At 28.8% G+C, this 17,852-nt stretch carries 15 protein-coding genes and 1 tRNA gene; 13 read left to right on the forward strand and 3 right to left on the reverse strand.

Features of this window, described 5'->3' with window-relative positions:
• Positions 1 to 153: 153 nt before the first annotated feature.
• The 3 genes from IPM32_14035 to IPM32_14045 are packed head-to-tail and all read left to right on the forward strand — an operon-like array spanning position 154 to position 3,233.
• On the forward strand, positions 154 to 1,128 hold the full coding sequence (locus IPM32_14035) for a hypothetical protein (GenBank protein ID MBK8946371.1): 975 nt from the start codon (positions 154 to 156) through the stop codon (positions 1,126 to 1,128).
• Between the two features lie 5 nt (positions 1,129 to 1,133).
• The gene (locus IPM32_14040; GenBank protein MBK8946372.1) at positions 1,134 to 2,081 is read left to right on the forward strand and encodes a hypothetical protein; all 948 of its coding nucleotides are present in this window, start codon (positions 1,134 to 1,136) and stop codon (positions 2,079 to 2,081) included.
• A 15-nt stretch (positions 2,082 to 2,096) separates the two neighbouring features.
• Positions 2,097 to 3,233 carry a hypothetical protein gene (locus tag IPM32_14045; GenBank protein MBK8946373.1) on the forward strand — a complete coding sequence of 379 codons (1,137 nt, stop codon included), beginning with the start codon at positions 2,097 to 2,099 and terminating at the stop codon, positions 3,231 to 3,233.
• Between the two features lie 75 nt (positions 3,234 to 3,308).
• On the opposite strand, the gene IPM32_14050 is transcribed toward IPM32_14045, so the two are convergent.
• The 3 genes from IPM32_14050 to IPM32_14060 form a co-directional block, all read right to left on the reverse strand.
• Positions 3,309 to 3,938 carry an ATP-dependent Clp protease proteolytic subunit gene (locus IPM32_14050; GenBank protein ID MBK8946374.1) on the reverse strand — a complete coding sequence of 210 codons (630 nt, stop codon included), beginning with the start codon at positions 3,936 to 3,938 and terminating at the stop codon, positions 3,309 to 3,311.
• A 36-nt stretch (positions 3,939 to 3,974) separates the two neighbouring features.
• Positions 3,975 to 5,318 carry a trigger factor gene (tig, locus tag IPM32_14055; protein MBK8946375.1) on the reverse strand — a complete coding sequence of 448 codons (1,344 nt, stop codon included), beginning with the start codon at positions 5,316 to 5,318 and terminating at the stop codon, positions 3,975 to 3,977.
• Between the two features lie 36 nt (positions 5,319 to 5,354).
• Positions 5,355 to 5,439, reverse strand: a tRNA-Leu gene (locus IPM32_14060).
• Between the two features lie 225 nt (positions 5,440 to 5,664).
• On the opposite strand from IPM32_14060, the gene IPM32_14065 reads away from it, so the two are divergent.
• The 10 genes from IPM32_14065 to IPM32_14110 all read left to right on the forward strand — a co-directional run bounded on the left by IPM32_14065 (position 5,665) and on the right by IPM32_14110 (position 17,835).
• The gene (locus IPM32_14065) at positions 5,665 to 6,255 is read left to right on the forward strand and encodes a hypothetical protein (protein MBK8946376.1); all 591 of its coding nucleotides are present in this window, start codon (positions 5,665 to 5,667) and stop codon (positions 6,253 to 6,255) included.
• A gap of 144 nt (positions 6,256 to 6,399) precedes the next feature.
• Positions 6,400 to 6,855 carry a hypothetical protein gene (locus tag IPM32_14070; protein ID MBK8946377.1) on the forward strand — a complete coding sequence of 152 codons (456 nt, stop codon included), beginning with the start codon at positions 6,400 to 6,402 and terminating at the stop codon, positions 6,853 to 6,855.
• A 90-nt stretch (positions 6,856 to 6,945) separates the two neighbouring features.
• On the forward strand, positions 6,946 to 8,211 hold the full coding sequence (gene murA / locus IPM32_14075) for a UDP-N-acetylglucosamine 1-carboxyvinyltransferase (protein ID MBK8946378.1): 1,266 nt from the start codon (positions 6,946 to 6,948) through the stop codon (positions 8,209 to 8,211).
• A gap of 17 nt (positions 8,212 to 8,228) precedes the next feature.
• A complete protein-coding gene (locus IPM32_14080; protein ID MBK8946379.1) occupies positions 8,229 to 10,436 on the forward strand; it encodes a hypothetical protein in 2,208 nt (735 codons plus the stop codon).
• Entirely contained in the window at positions 10,426 to 11,826 is a 1,401-nt protein-coding gene (locus tag IPM32_14085; protein ID MBK8946380.1) for an HD domain-containing protein, read from the forward strand. Before IPM32_14080 ends, IPM32_14085 begins: the two co-directional genes overlap by 11 nt.
• A gap of 126 nt (positions 11,827 to 11,952) precedes the next feature.
• Positions 11,953 to 13,296 (forward strand): TolC family protein, encoded by a 1,344-nt coding sequence (locus IPM32_14090; GenBank protein MBK8946381.1) that lies wholly within the window; start codon positions 11,953 to 11,955, stop codon positions 13,294 to 13,296.
• A complete protein-coding gene (locus tag IPM32_14095) occupies positions 13,259 to 14,620 on the forward strand; it encodes an efflux RND transporter periplasmic adaptor subunit (protein MBK8946382.1) in 1,362 nt (453 codons plus the stop codon). The genes IPM32_14090 and IPM32_14095 overlap by 38 nt, the downstream gene beginning before the upstream one ends.
• A 21-nt stretch (positions 14,621 to 14,641) precedes the next feature.
• Positions 14,642 to 15,355, forward strand: a complete 714-nt coding sequence (locus IPM32_14100) for an ABC transporter ATP-binding protein (protein MBK8946383.1) — start codon at positions 14,642 to 14,644, stop codon at positions 15,353 to 15,355.
• Positions 15,356 to 15,361: 6 nt separating this feature from the next.
• Positions 15,362 to 16,609, forward strand: coding sequence for an ABC transporter permease (locus IPM32_14105; GenBank protein ID MBK8946384.1), 1,248 nt, complete (start codon positions 15,362 to 15,364; stop codon positions 16,607 to 16,609).
• Positions 16,609 to 17,835 (forward strand): ABC transporter permease, encoded by a 1,227-nt coding sequence (locus IPM32_14110; protein ID MBK8946385.1) that lies wholly within the window; start codon positions 16,609 to 16,611, stop codon positions 17,833 to 17,835. The genes IPM32_14105 and IPM32_14110 overlap by 1 nt, the downstream gene beginning before the upstream one ends.
• Positions 17,836 to 17,852: the final 17 nt, after the last annotated feature.

Genomic DNA, 17,852 nt, shown 5'->3' on the forward strand with positions numbered 1-17,852 from the left:
TGTTTTTACATTTTTACAAACATTCAAATTTCAACAAATAATATTGCATTTACTTCAGGAAAATAAATTCCCACAAATCAAATCATTTAAACTTTTATTGTGGCACAAAATGTGTTTATTATCACAAGTTTAAGATCACTTATAGGAAGAAAAATGACTGAAGCTCAATCAACAATTAATAATAATGGTAAAGCCGTTATTTCCGAAGAAAATTATTTATCAAATAAAATTTCTGAAATTAAAGAAAATCATCTAAAAAATATTTCACCAATAATTTTAATAAAGCCGGCAATATTTTCGTTTTTTGTTTTGTTGGGATCGATGTTTATTGATCTTTCTTCAGTTCCAATCTTGGGTAATATAACAATTGATATTGCAAAATCATTATATCCGGATTGGCAACAATCTGAAAAAACTATTGAGCCAATTCAATTTTGGTGGCTTCCATTAATAAGTTATTTATTTTTTATTTCAATTGCGATAAAAGAATACAAAGGATTATTTAGTCATGTTCGTTCAACAACTCCGCGAGAAAATATTGATAGAATAATTTCATCCTCAATAAGTTTGATTGACGGTTACGCAACTGCGCTTCCTTTAATTGGTGCTGCATTTTTATTAGTAAGTATAAAATTGGGTCCGGAAATATTTTTAGGTTTATCTGTTCCATTTGAAATTAAAGCATTAATAGTTTTGGCAATTGCAAAATTATTTGAGCCGGTTTTAGATTATATCGGTGTGAAATTTCAAAAAGTGATAAATGTTGCTTCAGATTATCAAGAACAATTTTATCAAAAACTTCAAGTGAAGCAAACAGATAAATTGATAAAATTACTTTCAGAAAATCACTCGCCAAAGGTTGCGGAAAATAATTTATCAATTGATAATTTGAAAAATCTCCGTGAAGAATTAGAAAAAATTAAAACATTAAGTTTTGAATCATATCAGAATTTTAACATACTAAATAAACTTACAACCCAATTAAATTCAAGTCTTGAAAATAACGGAAAACACTTATCTGTATTGGGTCAAATGAGTCAATCAATTGATTCTATGGCATCAAATTTAAATAATGATAAAGTTTTACAATCATTAAATAGTCTTGAACTTATTGTAAATAAAAGGTAAGTAAAATGGTTAGAAGAAGCAGAGATGCAAAATTTGTTATCTACCAAGTGCTTTACATTTTTGTAATTACAGTATTAGCATTAAAAGGTGCAGAAATAAACTTGGGTGAAGTTGTAAAAAAAGAAAACGTTGTTTCTAAAACTGTGAGAGATTCTTTAATAAATGTTGTGGATTCTTTAAGCAAACTTGGGTTGAAACTTAATATAGAAATTGATCAAGATGTGGTTTCTGAAAATAAAGATTTAAAAGAAAAACTTTCTCAACTAAATAATCAAGTTGCATCACTTTCTCAAAAAGTAAAAGAAACTCCAATTTTAGAACCTATTATTGAAAAAGAAATTAAAAAAGAAGAAAATGTTCCTTCGCCATTTTCTAAAAGTTTGGAATTTTTACAATATGCTACAAACACAGCTGAAAATAAAGGAGATTACACTGTTACTTTAATCGATCCGAAGAATAATTCCGAATTAGTTAAAGTTGAACCAAATTCTAAAAAAGATTTTGAACTTTCAAATCAAAATGAAGTATTAATAAAATTCGCAAATCAAACAGAAAGAATAAAAGTTAAAAATAATCTTCCGCCAGAAATTGATATTAAAAAAGTTACAAATAAAATGGATAAGGGAGATATTTATGTTAAAGATTTGCAAAAAACTACTTGCTTTACTGTAGAAGTAAGAGATGAAAAAATTGAACAACTAAAAATTACTTTCTCTGGACCAATAACAGTTTCAAGTGCGCAAAAAGATAAAAAGGGGAATTTGATTTATAACATTTCACTAAATCTTGCAAACACAGAAGAAAAATTCAATTCTTGGGCAGATAGAAATGAACAATTAGTAGATTCTGAAGGACGTTTTAAAACTAACTTTTTCTTTACCGCTTACGATACTAAATCTAAACAAAAAACGGAAGTTGGCGAAGCATTTTACTTTACTGAATTTTCAAAATAAACGAAATAAATTGACATGAAAAAAATTACTCTTATTATACTTTTAATTTTAAGTTTTGTAAATCATAATTCAATTTTTGCTCAAGATGAAGAAGAGCAAATTTTGTATTTCCAAATGGAGCCGCTTGATGACTCTTTATTCGTAAACATTCAAGAAAATTTATTTATTGATCCACCGGATCCCAAAGCTGAAATGATTGTTGATTTGCGTGATTCAAAAAATAATACGATTGAAATTAAAAGCAGAATTTATCCTCTTGCAGCTTTGAAAGAAGAACTTCGTGCAAGAATTATTACTTATCCATTTAAAATAAATTTACAAGAAAACATAACTTACACAACCGTTTTTACTGATGTTTTCAGCAAAATGAAATTCAATAAAATTTTTGATACGCCAACTAAATATCAAATAAGTGCAGATCTGGCTTATATAAATCCGTATTTACAACTTTTCGGAGGTGAAAGATTTGGCGTTCCAATTAAAAAGGATATTGGAATTTCAATGGGATTGGGAACTCCATATTCCGGTCCGATGGAAACAGATTTGGTTGAAGCAAATTTTCATATTTTGGGATTTAGATTTGGTATGTTTGGATTTGTTGAAGCATTTTCAAAATTGAAAGATGTAAACAACCATAATAATTTGTACGGTGCTCAAGGTTTTCAAGTAGGTTATGTAATTCCATTCGGAAATTTTTTTGAAATCAGTTACCATAGTGTGAATCAAGAATTAAGCGAGAGTGAATTTGCTTATCGAATGCAAGATTCAGTTGCGAGTTTAAACTATAAACCAATGATAATGAAAGATTCATATTTAAATTATGAATTGAGATATCCAGTTAGATTTTTAGGTTCAACAAGAAGTAGATTTTACGCAGCAAAATATTTGGATGAATGGCATTTCGGATTTGCAGGAAGAGAATTATCATTAGCTGGAAGTACATTTGATTTAAGATTAGACGCAATGCCAAAAAGTGAAGTAAGAAATCCGCAATATTTAATTGATATTTTAGTTCAAAGAATTATGGAAAATTGGGGATTTAGTTCATTTGCTTTAGGACCATCTGCAATATTTTCTAAAACGGATAATGGAAAATTTGGAGTCACTTCATTATTTGTAAATTTAAGATTAAAAGTTGGTACATCATTATAAATTTCATCTCTCACATGCAGAAACAAAAAACTCCGATTAGCGTCGGAGTTTTAAATTTTAAATAAAATTTAATTTTTATTTTTTATCAGAATCGCCGAGCATTTTTCTTCGTTCGTGAACTTTATCTATAATTTTATAATCAACAGCTTCTGTAGCTGTCATATAATAATCTCTATCGCAATCTTTCATAATTTGGTCAGTTGATTTTCCGGTATGATTTGCAAGAATTTTATAAAGTTTATCACGAGTTTTAATCATTTCTTTTGCATGAATTTCAATATCTGTTGTTTGTCCTTGTAAACCACCAACCCAAGGTTGATGAATCATAATTTTTGAATGAGGAAGTGAATAACGTTTATTTTCTGCTCCGCCAGCCAAAAGAACTGCTCCCATACTTGCTGCTAATCCAACACAATTTGTAGAAACATCCGGTTTAATAAATTGCATTGTATCATAAATTGCTAATCCGGCAGAAACACTTCCTCCTGGTGAATTTATATATAAATTTATATCCTTTTCATGATCTTCAGCTTCTAGAAAAAGTAATTGAGCAATTACAACGCTTGCAACATGATCATCAATTGCTTCTCCAAGAAATATAATTCTCTCACGTAAAAGTCGTGAAAATATATCCATCCCACGTTCACCGCGTCCGGATTGTTCAATTACATAAGGAATTAATGCATTATAAATTTTATCTGACATTTGATTTCCTAAATTTAGTTTAGAATTTTTCAGAAACTATTTTTTATCTTCGTCTGAATTTTCTTTTTCTTTAGTTTTAGAACCTTTTTTACTTTTTACTTCTTTAGCTTTTGTTTCCGGATCAACTTCTTTTGATTTATTATTTTCTCTTAAAAAGTTAAGAATTTTTTCTTCAACTAAAGATTCGCCTCTATTAGAATCTTTATAATATTTCAATAATTTTTCAACAGGAATATTAATTTTTTCAGATTCTTCTTTTGCTAAATCTTCCAACTCTTTTTCTGTCACTTCAATTTTTTCTTTTTCTGCAATATTCTCAAGAATAATCTGCCATTTTGCATTCCATTCTGCACGAGGTTTTAAATTTGTTTTTAAAACTTCATCATTTGGGATTGGAGATTTATATTGTTTTGCATTTTGTTTTTCAGTTTCAATTAATCTATTTAAAATTGTTTCAACATAACTTTTGGAAGGTTCAAAATCGTTATTTTTCACAATTTGATCTAGCAAAGTATTTTCATAAATTCTTATAGATTGATCCTTGTAATAATTTTCATAATTAGACTTTGTGAATGCTTTCAATTCATCCAAAGTCTTAGCTTTTTTACCGGACAATTGTTCGATTAAATCTTCAGTAATTTCAGGCGAAACAATTTTTTCTATTTTTTTAATTACAGCAACATAGCTAAATTCTTCTACATGTTTATGATCGCCGTGCATATGTTCATCAACAAAAGAAAAGCTAAATTCTTCACCGGATTTTTTGTTTTGAGCATTTTTAACAATATTTTCATTAACTTTTTTATCACTCAAATCAATTAAAATATTTGAACTTTTATTTCCTTCGATATCTTTACCTTCTGAATCAACTCTTTGCAAATCCACTGTTATTCTGAAATTATTATCAGTAATTTCTTCAGCAAGCTCAAAAGTTGCTTTTGATTTTAACAAATTATTTACTTCCGCTTCAATATCTTCATCATGAACTTTAAAGATTGGTTTTTCAATTTCTAATCCGGTATAATTTTTTAGATCGAGTGTTGGTTTAACTTCATATTTTACTTTGAAATTTAGAAACTGATTTACTTCAAAATCCAAAGAGGTCATTTGCGGCATACTAAGTGGTTTTAAATTTTGCTCTTTTACAATTTCCCAAAATTTTTTATTGGCAATATCTTCACTTGCCTTATATTCAATTGCTTCACCGTAAGCTTTTTTTAACATACTTAGCGGAACTTTACCTTTTCTAAATCCTGGCATTGTAATAGTTTTTAGTTCTTTCTGATAAGCTTCATCTATATCCGATTGAATTTCCGAATATAATAATTTTACTTCAAGTTCGTGTTCAGTATTACCTAATACATTTACTTTTGATTCCAAAAAATACCTCTAATTATTGTTAAAAAGGAGGAAAATTGGTACGAGAGGGGGGACTCGAACCCCCACACCGTGAGATACTAGATCCTAAGTCTAGCGCGTCTGCCAATTCCGCCACTCTCGCAAAAAATAAAGCACAAAGTTAAGGTAATTTTAAGTGATTTACAAATATTCAGATTATTATTAAGTGCGAATATCTTGTTAAATTATTTAGTTTTTATTACGAATATTAAAGTATAAATAAAATTAAGTTGCGAAAAAAATTACTTTCTATTATTTAATAACAAGAATAAAATTATGTGATCAAAATCACATATAAATATAAATTTGATAATTTATTAAAATATTTATGTTTGAATTAGCCCCCAATCCATATTCAGACCCAATTAAAAAATTCCTTTTGGAATTTAAATCTATTCAGTGGAAACCTCCATTTATTTTGCAAGCAATTCAAGCTATTGTTAGTGTAATAATCATTAGTGTTTTATCAATTCTTTATGTAACTGTTGGAATTATTGCACAAATTAGTACAACATTTTGGGATTTGATTGTAGGTTTGGGTGAGAAAATGAGTTTTTCTCAACCAATTGAAAGCACAGCTTATGCAATTGCATTAGCACTATATTTCATCTTATTTTTACCTTTTTTCATACTTCAATCTCCAATTTGGATGTGTGGATGGCTATCTTCAAAAATTGGATTTAAACCATTTATTGCAATTCTTTTTATTTTAGCTTTATCAACAACAATTTATTTTTATACTCCAGAAACTGCCACAAATTCATATACCAAAATTATTCAAATTCAAGATTCGATAAGAAAAGAGTATTTTGCAAAAGACACGCTTTCATCACCGCCAATTGAACAAATTGCTCAGGAACCAGATGAAATTGTTAAGGAACCAAGAAAAAAATCCATCCGTTCAAGAAAAAAGAAATAATTCCAAAAAATATTTATATTCATAAAGTATTTTCAATTGTTAGTTAATTAATATCGAATTATATTGCATTATACTTTTTATTCATCCAATTAATGTGCAACTAATTACAATTAAAAATTGTTTTTCCAAATTTTGGAGGTGGTTATGCGCATTGAAACAACACGTGATATATTAGAACATTCTAAAAAATTCCATCAAATTATTGCTCAATATTACAAACAGTTGAGAAAAATCGAAGAAAAAGAACGGGTAAAACTTTTACTAAATTACCTTGAAGAACGTGAAAATCAAATTGAAAAAACAATTTCTGAGATAGAAAATTCAGCATCGGCAAATGTTTTGAATGCATGGTTTTCTCATAGTCAATGCGAAAAAAAACTTGAAGTTTTAGCAACTTTAGTTAAGGAAGAAAAGGTAACTGTTGATGAATTAATTGATCTTTTTGTGTATGTTGATAATTGCTTAATTGATCTATACACAAAACTTGTCGATAATGCCGAAAACACTGATGTGCAAGAATTGTTTAAGAATTTGAGCAAAATGGAAGAAAATCACAAAATTAAAACACTTAAAAACGCTTCGCAAATTGAAGATATTTAAAATGAAAAATTGAATTTGGCACGTAAAATATTTTCTATTTTAATTAGAACTTCTATATTTAGCATATCAAAATAAAAATTAAGGAAATTTATGGATAAATTTGTAATTCATGGCGGAAATCCATTAACTGGCTCAGTAGAAATTAGCGGAGCAAAAAATTCTGCATTAGCTTTAATGCCGGCAGTTTTATTGAATAATGGTGTGAATAAAATTAGTAATGTACCGGAAGTAAATGATATTTTTACTATGTCAAAACTACTAAATCAACTTGGCATCAAATCGGAATTTAATAATCAGGAAATTATTTTAGATTCAAGTAATATTATTTCGCAAACAGCCCCTTATGAACACGTAAAAAAAATGCGTGCTTCCGTTTATGTTTTAGGTCCGTTATTAACAAAATATGGATATGCAAAAGTTTCGTTACCAGGAGGTTGTGCTTGGGGACCAAGACCAATTAATTTACATTTAGAAGCTATGAAAAAGTTAGGCGCTGAAATTGAATTAGATGAAGGTTATATTATTGCAAAATCAAGAAAACTTATTGGAGCAAGATTAAATTTTGATATTTCTTCTGTGGGAGCAACCGGCAATGCTCTTATGGCAGCAGTTTTGGCAAAAGGAGAAACACTAATTACAAATGCAGCGGCAGAACCGGAAATTACACAATTAGCACAATTACTTGTTTCAATGGGTGCAAAAATTGAGGGAATAGGTTCGAATATTTTAGAAATTCAAGGAGTTGATAATCTTTCTCCAGCTAATGTTTATAATATTCCAGATAGAATTGAAGCTGGAACTTTATTAATTGCCGCTGCTATGACGAGAGGAAAAATTGAACTTACAAACTCCAATTCAAAACATCTTAATTTGGTTATACAAAAACTTGAAGACTCCGGAGTTAAGTTATCTTATAATAATAATATAATGTCTTTAGATGCAAGTAATATAGATGCAAAAAGTATTGATGTTACTACAGGAGTTTATCCCGGATTTCCAACAGATATGCAAGCTCAATGGACTTCATACATGGCAATTGTAAATGGGTCATGTAAAATTACCGATACAATTTATTTGGACAGATTCAAACATATTCCTGAACTTAACAGATTAGGTGCCGATATTGAAATTTTAGGAAATAGTGCAATCGTTAATGGTGTGAAAAAGTTAAAAGGTGCAACTGTAATGTCGACTGATTTAAGAGCAAGTGCTTCTTTAGTTTTAGCCGGATTAGTTGCTGAAGGTACAACTGAAGTATTGAGAATTTACCATTTGGATCGTGGTTATCAAAGAATTGAAGAAAAATTAAGAAAATTGGGAGCACAAATAGAAAGAGTTAAAACTCAAGAGTTTTAGCTAAAAGTGTTTATCAATTGATAAGAATAAACAAATCCATAATTCCAATTATAATAATAGCTTTTGTTATAATTTTAAATATTTTCTTTACAAAATTTCCTTTAATAAGTCTTCTTGGATATGAATCTAGTTCAATAAACGGAATAATTTTCTATTTTGTTTCTGCATTTTTTCAATTTTTTCAAAATAAAAATTCGATAAACTCTAATCATAATAAATTTACAAATCCAAAATATTTTTATTCAACAATTATATTTTTGCCATTACTAATTTTAACTTTTTCAACTATAATTTGTGAAAAGTGTCCAATTTCTAATGGAATTTATTTCTATTTAGTATTGGCAATTCCCTCAATTCTTGTTGGAGCATCAATTGCAGAGTTAGCAATTTATATTTCCAATAAATTTAAGTTCTTCATTTTCGCAATTATTTCTATCATATTACTTTTAGGATTTGTTCCGGAGTTATATTTCAATCCACAAATTTATTTTTACAATCCAATTTTCGGTTACTATCCAGGTGTAATTTATGATCAAAATATTAAAATTTCAGATAAATTATTATTCTACCGATTTATAACAATCATTTTAACTTCTTCAATTTTAATAGTTGTTAAATTAGAAAAATATTTAAATAAGAAAGTACAATTTGTTGTAATATCGTTAGTTATATTACTTTACTTAACTTCAGATATCACAAAACCATTTTTAAAATTCTCAACAACAATAGACAGAATTGAAAATGAACTAAAAGGTAAATTTGAAAATCATAATTTTCTAATTCTTTTTCCAAAAAGCTTAAATGAAAAAGCGAAGAAAATTCTAATTGCAGAACACTTTTATTTTTTAGAAAAAAATAATCGTTTATTAGGAATTAAATTTAACGAAAAAGTAACTTCAATAATTTTTGAAACGGGAGCACAGAAAAAAGATCTATTTGGGTCACAATTTGCAGATGTTACAAAACCTTGGCTAAATCAAATTTATATTAATTTTGATAATTATGAAAATAGTTTAAATCATGAATTGCTTCACGTATTTTCTAAAAAATTTGGTAAAGGATTATTTAATCTTCCAACAAATTATAATCCTGGTTTAATTGAAGGTTTTGCAACTGCATTTGATAATAATTTTGATAAATTTGATATCGATTATTTTGCGTTTTTAGCTTATAAAAATAAGTATAAAATTTCTTTAGAAAATTTGTTTTCTAATTTCAGCTTTTTCAGCAATGTTTCTTCTCTTTCATATATTTATGCAGGTTCATTTATTAAATATCTTTCAGGAAAATATTCTATTCAAAAAGTTTTAGAATTTTATGCAAACCCGGATTTTGAATATGTATTCCAAAAAAATATTCAAACTTTGGAAAACGATTATTTTAATTATTTGGAAAATCTAAATTTCGATGTGAATATTCACAAAGCAAATTTATATTTCGGAAGAATTCCGTTGGTAAAACAATTTTGTGCGCGAGCAATGGAAAAAGATCTGCAAAATGCTTGGGAATTTTTTCATTCAAATAATTTCAAAGAATCGGGAAAATTATTTCGTGAAATTTTTAATTACTCTGATTCTTATGCTGCACTTAATGGAATTGTACAAAACAAAATTAAAACTCAAAATTTCGCTTCGGCAATTCAGCTTTTAGAAAATGAAAAACCAAATTTTCAAAAATCATCTTACTATTATAATATTGAGTATTTATTGGCATTTTTATATGGAAAAACAAAAAATATAAATTCTGCAATTGCAAATTATGATAGTTTAATTTTACAAAATGTTAGTGAATTTTATACAAATAGTTCAGTAGTTTATAAAACAATTGCGAAAAATGATTCTTCAGTTTTTAATAAATTTCTTGATGAAGAATTTTCACGAAAGAAAATTATTAAAAGTTTTTTAAGTAAAAATGATGATAAAATTTATCAATATTATATTGATAGATATTTGTTAGAAAATATTGATACTTTGCATAATTCCGAATTAGAAAATGAAATGAACGAAATTGAAAAATCTTTGAAAAATTTTAAACCAAGTTCCGATTTGTATTTTCTAATATCAAAGTATTTTTATAAAAATTTAAACTTTCATAAAGCGATTGAATATTCTAACTTGGCTTTAATAAATGCAAAAAAAGAAAAAAAGAAAATATTGGAAAAATTTATGCTCAAAGTGAATTGGATGAAAAATAATATTGATATTTTAGAAAATTATGAATTTTAGAGATTACTTAAATACAAAAGATTTTTTCAAAATTATTTCGCAATTGGCAAAAGATAAAAATGTAAAAGTTTTTATTGTTGGCGGATTTGTAAGAGATTTAATTTTAAATAGAGAAAAACATGAAATTGATTTTCTCGTGATTGGCGATGGAGTTTTGTTCGCAGAAAATTTAGCTGAAAAATTTGGTGAGAAAAATGTGAATATTTTTAAAAATTTTGGAACCGCACATTTTAAATATCAAAATATTGATTTTGAATTTGTTGGAGCACGAAAAGAATCTTATAAAAAAGAAAGCAGAAATCCGTTTGTGGAAATTGGAACTTTTGAAGATGATATTAATAGAAGAGATTTTACAATAAACACTTTGGCAATTTCGTTAAATGAAGAAAATTTTGGTGAAATGATTGATAAATTTAACGGATTTGAAGATATTCAAAATAAAATTATAAAAACTCCGCTTGATCCAAAAATTACGTTTGATGATGATCCTTTAAGAATTATGCGAGCATTTCGATTTGCTGCTCAACTAAATTTTGAAGTTGATGAGAAAATTTTAATTGCCGCAGAAGAATTATCTGAAAGATTAAAAATTGTTTCGCAAGAAAGAATTTCAGATGAATTTTTTAAAATTTTGGAATCTGAAAAACCTTCAATAGGATTAAAACTTATGCAAAACACAAAAGTTATGCACGTAGTTTTTCCTCAAATTGCAAATTTAGCTGGAGTTGATCAAAGGAAAGATTTTCATCACAAAGATGTATTTCTTCATACTTGTCAAGTTGTAGATAATATTTCTAAAAATACAAAAGATGTTTGGCTAAGATTTTCGGCTTTGGTTCACGATATTGCAAAACCTCAAACTAAAAAATTTGTTGAAGAAATAGGATGGACATTTCACGGTCACGAAGAACTTGGCGCAAGAATGATGAAATCAATTTTTAAACAATTAAAACTTCCTTTAAACAAACAAAATTATGTAGAAAAACTTGTACGTTTGCATTTACGACCAATTGCATTAGCTTCTGAAGAAGTTACCGATTCTGCAATTAGAAGATTAAGTGCAAATGCGAGCGAAGATTTAGATGATTTGATAATGCTTTGTCGAGCAGATATTACGAGCAAAGATCAAAACAAAGTTTCCAAATATTTGCAGAATTATGAAAATGTAATGAAGAAAGTTAGAGAAGTTCAAGAGAAAGATAATCTTAGAGCTTTTCAGTCTCCGGTAACTGGAGATGAAATAATGGAAATTTGTAATCTTAAACCTTCAAAGAAAGTTGGCGAAATAAAATCTGCAATTGAAGAAGCCATTTTAGATGGAATAATTCCCAATGAATATAATGCCGCATTTAATTATTTGATGAATATAAAAGAAAATTTTCTAAAATAATGCAACTGTCAATAATATTAGTTGTAAAATAAAAAATAATATTTTGTAACTTTTCTTTAATACTTTCGTCATAATTACATATGACTAAAATTTACAAGCTCAATTAACTAAAACTGGAGATTAAATATGAGTAGGATTTGGTTAGTGTTCATCTTTCTGATTAGCACAAATCTATTTGGTCAAAAAATTTTAACATTAGAAGAAGCTGTTAAAATTGCACTTCAAAGAAATTCCAACCTAATTAAAAGTAAAAATGCTTTAGAAATTGATAAGGCTACTATAAAAAATGCATATGGTGAATTGTTACCGGATTTAGGAGTTAGAGGAAGCTGGGGTTGGCAAAGTGTTAGTGATGCCGGTGGAACTCAATTGGATTATTTGGGAAATTCAATTATTACACCGGAAACAAAAACTGATACAAGAAATTATAGTTTGTCTGCCGGAGGAAACGTTATACTCTTTGATGGTTTGGCAAATTATGCAAGAATTTCTCAAGCAGAAGAAAATTTAGAATCAGCAGAATTTAGTTTGGAAAAATTGAAACAAGATATAATTTATACTACTACAACTCTTTATAATTTAATTATAAGCAATGAAGAATTGGTTAAAGTTAGAGAAGATAATGTAAAGTTCAATCAAAAATTACTTGAGCAAATTCAAGAGAGAAATAAACTTGGATCAATTCCAATTGCTGATGTTTATACTCAACAAGTAAGTGTTGGTAATGCTCAATTACTTTTAATTCAAGCTCAAAATGATTATGAAACTGCTAAAAATAATTTTCTTAATTATTTAGCTTTAGACATTTTTGAAAATTATTCAATGGTTGATCCTTACAAAACTTCAAATGCAACAGAAGAAGAATCTTTACTAAAAGATTTCGACAATATTGAAAATATGGTAACTGAAGCTTTGGAATCGAGAGCTGATTACAAAAGTGCAAAATTATCTTTATCAGCTGCTGAAAAAGGTGAAACAATTGCTTTTTCAGGAATGCTACCTTCACTTTCCGGAAATTATTCATATGGTACAAGTGCAACAAAACCTAATGCATTATTCGACCGCCAAAATTACAATGTGGGATTAACTTTAAGCCTTCCAATATTTTCGAATTGGAGTACAGAAGCAAATATGCAGATTGCAGAAGTTAACAAATTAAATTTGCAAGAAGATTTATTAGCACTTGAAAGAACAATAAAAATAGAAGTTAAAGAAAGTTATTTGAATTTAATTGCATCAAAAAAACAATTGGAAGTTACAAATTCAAATATTATTGCAGCAAAAGAAAATAGACGCGTAAATAATGAACGCTACAATTTAGGTTCCGGAACTATTTTAGATGTTCTGCAATCAGATAAAGATTATACTCAAGCATTGCGAGATAATATTAGTGCAAAATTCCAGTATTATCAATTTAGAGATAAGTTGATGAATGCTATTGGCAAATTGGAAATTGGAAAATATCAATAAAATCGGTAGAGGAGATTTATCAATGGGTAAAACTAACAGAAAAAAGTCAAAGAAAAAGTTGTTTATTTTTGGCGGACTTGGACTTTTATTGCTGATTGTCATACTATTAGTTTTGTTTAGCGGTGATAAAGAAACTATAGTTTCTGTACAAACTGAAAAAGTTACAAAGAGAAATATTACGCAAATAGTTTCAGCAAATGGCACAATTGATCCGGTAGAAAAAGTTGAATTAAGACCAGAAGTAACGGGAGAAATAGTTGAATTACCGGTTAAAGAAGGTGATAGAGTCAAAAAAGGTCAATTATTGATTAGGTTAAAACCAGATCAATATATTGCAAGAAGAAATGTTGCCCGCGCAAGTTTAAATTTAGCTGAAGCTTCATTAAGAGAAAGAGAAGCAACTTTAGCAGAAGTTGAGGCAAATTATAACAGAACTAAAGAATTGTACGAAAAGAAATTATCAAGCGATTCAGATTTAGAAGCAGTAAAATCTGCTTACATTGGCGCAAAATCAAGAGTTGAAGCTCAAAAAGCTTCAGTTCAACAAGCTCAAGAAAATTTTAATGATGCTGTTGTTGAGCTTGATAAAACTGCAATTTATGCTCCTTTGGATGGAACTGTTAGTGCGTTAAATGTTGAAAAAAGTGAAAGAGTATTGGGAAGTTCATTTAGTCAAGGTACGCATTTAATGACAGTTGCAGATTTAAGTAAAATGGAAGCAATTGTTGAAGTTGATGAAAATGACGTAGTACTAATTTCAATTGGTGATACGGCAACAATTGAAATAGACGCATTTGGTGAAGAGAAATTTACTGGAGTTGTTACACAAATTGGAAATAGTGCAAAAACATCGGAATTAGGCACGCAGAACGAAGTTGTAAATTTTGATGTGGAAATAAGACTTTTAAACCCAAGTGATAAAATTCGTCCGGGAATGTCTTGCGATGCTGATATAAAAACTGAAACACGAAAAAATGTTAATTCTGTTCCAATTCAAGCTGTATCTTCAAGAATGCCAAAACCAAAAATGAATGATGATAAAAAATCAAAAAATGAATCAAAAAATGCAGATGAAAATAAAGAGAAAATGAAACCGGTTGAAGTTGTATTTATTGAAGAAGGTAACATTGCAAAAATGGTAGAAGTTAAAACGGGAATTAGTGATGATGCATATATGGAAATTAGCAGCGGATTAAAAGAGGGACAAATGATAATAAGCGGTCCTTATAAAGCAATTTCTAAAGAACTTAGTGATAGTTCAAAAGTTAAAATTACAAATAAACGTGGTGGAAATATTCCAGAAAACGAAGAAGAAAGTAATTAACCAATTGGAATAATAATGAACATAATTACAATTCAACATATTGCCAAAATTTATCAAGTAGGAATGGAAGAAGTTCATGCTCTTAGGGATGTTTCTGTTAATATTGATAAAAACGAGTACGTAGCAATAATGGGTCCATCCGGTTCCGGAAAATCAACTTTAATGAACATTTTGGGATGTTTGGACACGCCGACAAAAGGATTATATACTTTTACAGGAAAAAATGTTAGTGATATGAATGATAACGAATTGGCATCAATAAGAAATAAAGAAATTGGATTTGTATTTCAAACTTTTAACTTATTACCAAGATCAAATGCCTTGCACAATGTTGAACTTCCTCTAATTTATGCCGGAGTTGGAAAAGAAGAAAGACGTGAACGTGCAAAAGATGCTTTGATCAAAGTAAACTTGGAAGATAGAATGGATCATAGACCAAATGAACTTTCTGGCGGTCAAAGACAAAGAGTAGCAATTGCACGTGCTTTAGTTACAAATCCATCAATAATATTAGCGGACGAACCAACCGGAAACTTAGATACCAAGACTGGTGAAGATATCATGGCTCTTTTCGAAAATCTATACACACAAGGAAACACAATTATATTAGTAACACATGAAGAATATATTGCGGAGCACGCAAACAGAATAATTCGTTTACGCGACGGAATTGTTGAAAAAGATGAAATACTTTCAAATAGAAGAGTTGCAAAACCACAACATTTAGAAGTCTAAATAAACATGACCAATTTTCTTTTTGAAATAAAAGAAGGACTGTTAATTTCACTAAATGCAATTAGAGCGAATAAAATTCGCTCAATTTTAACAACACTTGGAATTGTTATTGGAGTAACATCAGTTGTTTTAATGTCAAATGCAATTAAGGGAATTGACAAATCATTTCAAGATGGAATTTCCAGCTTTATGGGAACTGATAATTTATTTATTGATAGATGGGCTTGGTTTAGTAATGTTCCTTGGTGGGAATTGAATAAAAGAAGACCGCTTGAAATTGAAGATTATGAAAAATACAAAGAACTTGCAGAACTTCCTATTGCCGTTTCTCCGGTACATGATGCCGGTGAAGTAACTGTAATTAAAGGAAATAATTCGATTTCGAGTGCAAGAGTTTCCGGAACAAACCAAGATTATATTTACACAACTAATCTTGAATTTGCCGAAGGAAGATTTATAAGTGAATTGGAAAGTGAAAATGCAAGAAGGGTTATCGTTTTAGGTTATGAATATGCAGAAAAATTATTCCCTTTTGGAAATGCACTTGATCAAGAGGTTCAACTCAATGGAAAAAATTATAAAATTATTGGAATTCTGAAAAAACAAGGCAGTTTTTTAATGGGAGCTTTTGATCCCGATAATCAATCATTCATTCCTCTTAATGCACTTTTTAAGGATTTTCAAAGCAGATTTGGCGGAAGTGGAATTACAATAGTTTCCCGTGCTCCAAATAATCAAATGGTTCCAGAAGTTAGGGATGAAGCAATTGAAGTTATGAGAAGAATTCGTGGTTTAAAACATAATGAACCGGATGATTTTTCAATTAACCAACAAGATGCTTTTTTGGAAATGATTAACCAAAGTGTTGGTGTAATTCAAATTGCCGGATTGTTTATTACCGGACTTTCATTATTTGTTGGCGCTGTTGGAATTATGAATATAATGTTTGTTTCCGTTAAAGAAAGAACTCGCGAAATTGGAATTAGAAAAGCAATTGGTGCAAAAAAAAGTGTAATTCTCAGACAATTTTTGGCAGAATCTGCAATTCTTTGTCTTTTAGGCGGGCTAATAGGATTATTCTTTGCAATTATCGGCGGAAAAATTATTGAGCAATTTAATTTTCCAGTTGATTTACAAATTGATTCAATTATTCTCGCAATCGGAATTTCACTTATCACCGGTGTGCTTTCCGGATTAGCTCCGGCTTGGACTGCGGCAAAAATGGATCCGGTAGATGCTTTGAGGTATGAATAATGGAAGTTTTTAGAATTGCATTACAATCGCTTAAAACAAATAAGCTAAGATCGTTTTTAACAATTCTTGGAATAATTGTTGGAATTTTTTCAATTATTTCTATCAGTACAATTCTTTCAATGCTTCAAAATACAATAGAATCAAATGTTAATTCCGGATTAAGCTCAAATACTTTTAAAATTACAAGATTACCTGCAACAATAATGGGAGAAGACGAGTGGAATAGGGTTAGAAAAAGAAAAGATATAACTATTGATGAATATGAGCTACTTAAAGATAAGTTAGAAAATGAAGTAATGTATATTGGTGCGGAACAATCATCTGGTGGTAAAATATTTAAATACGGAAATAAAAAGACAAATCCCGATATAGGATTTTATGGCGGAACAACTGAATATTTTCCTAATAATCAATTAGTTATTGCAAACGGAAGAGATTTTAATAATCAAGATTACCAGAGATATGCAAAAGTAATTGTTTTAGGTGATGCCTTAGCAAAATTTTTATTTGATGAGAAAAATCCTGTTGGTGAAGAAATTACTGTTAATGGTTATAAATTGTTAGTAATTGGTGTAATTGAAAAAAGAGGTGATATGTTTGGGCAGAGCAGAGATAATTTTGCAGTTACTCCATTAACAACTTTTCAAAATATGTTTGGTAAAAGAACAAGAAGTGTGAACATTGCAATTAGTTTATTTAACAATGCAGATTATGAAGACATGGTTGAAAAAACTAAAGGATATTTTAGAACAATTAGAAAAATTTCTGCTGGTGATGAAGAAGATTTTTCTATTATATCCGGAGAATCTTTGTTATCCGATATTGACAATATGACAAGAGGAATAAGAATTGGTGCTTATGTAATTGCTCTTATTGCGCTTTTAGCTGCCGGTGTGGGAATTATGAATATAATGTTGGTTTCTGTAACAGAACGAACAAAAGAAATTGGAATAAGAAAAGCAATTGGTGCAAAGAAAAAAAATATATTGGTGCAATTTTTAATTGAATCTGTTGTTCTATCTTTATTTGGCGGAATTATTGGAATCATAATTGGTTTAATTATAGGTAATATTGCTGGTTCTGCATTAAACGCAAAAGCAACAATTCCAATAGATTGGGTAATTATCGGCGTTTTACTTTGCATTATTGTCGGCGTTGGCTTCGGAACTTATCCTGCCTATAAAGCTTCTAATCTTGATCCAATTGAAGCACTTCGATACGAATAATTTTTTAAGAAAGGAAT

The organism is Ignavibacteriota bacterium, from assembly GCA_016716225.1.
Classification (GTDB): domain Bacteria; phylum Bacteroidota; class Ignavibacteria; order Ignavibacteriales; family Melioribacteraceae.

Coding starts and splice junctions, on each gene's coding strand:
- IPM32_14065 (MBK8946376.1), top strand. CDS start 5,665: ATGTTTGAATTAGCCCCCAATCCATATTCAGACCCAATTAAAAAATTC.
- IPM32_14035 (MBK8946371.1), top strand. CDS start 154: ATGACTGAAGCTCAATCAACAATTAATAATAATGGTAAAGCCGTTATT.
- IPM32_14040 (MBK8946372.1), top strand. CDS start 1,134: ATGGTTAGAAGAAGCAGAGATGCAAAATTTGTTATCTACCAAGTGCTT.
- IPM32_14050 (MBK8946374.1), bottom strand. CDS start 3,938: ATGTCAGATAAAATTTATAATGCATTAATTCCTTATGTAATTGAACAA.
- IPM32_14070 (MBK8946377.1), top strand. CDS start 6,400: ATGCGCATTGAAACAACACGTGATATATTAGAACATTCTAAAAAATTC.
- murA (MBK8946378.1), top strand. CDS start 6,946: ATGGATAAATTTGTAATTCATGGCGGAAATCCATTAACTGGCTCAGTA.
- IPM32_14045 (MBK8946373.1), top strand. CDS start 2,097: ATGAAAAAAATTACTCTTATTATACTTTTAATTTTAAGTTTTGTAAAT.
- IPM32_14085 (MBK8946380.1), top strand. CDS start 10,426: ATGAATTTTAGAGATTACTTAAATACAAAAGATTTTTTCAAAATTATT.
- IPM32_14110 (MBK8946385.1), top strand. CDS start 16,609: ATGGAAGTTTTTAGAATTGCATTACAATCGCTTAAAACAAATAAGCTA.
- IPM32_14105 (MBK8946384.1), top strand. CDS start 15,362: ATGACCAATTTTCTTTTTGAAATAAAAGAAGGACTGTTAATTTCACTA.
- IPM32_14090 (MBK8946381.1), top strand. CDS start 11,953: ATGAGTAGGATTTGGTTAGTGTTCATCTTTCTGATTAGCACAAATCTA.
- IPM32_14095 (MBK8946382.1), top strand. CDS start 13,259: ATGCTATTGGCAAATTGGAAATTGGAAAATATCAATAAAATCGGTAGA.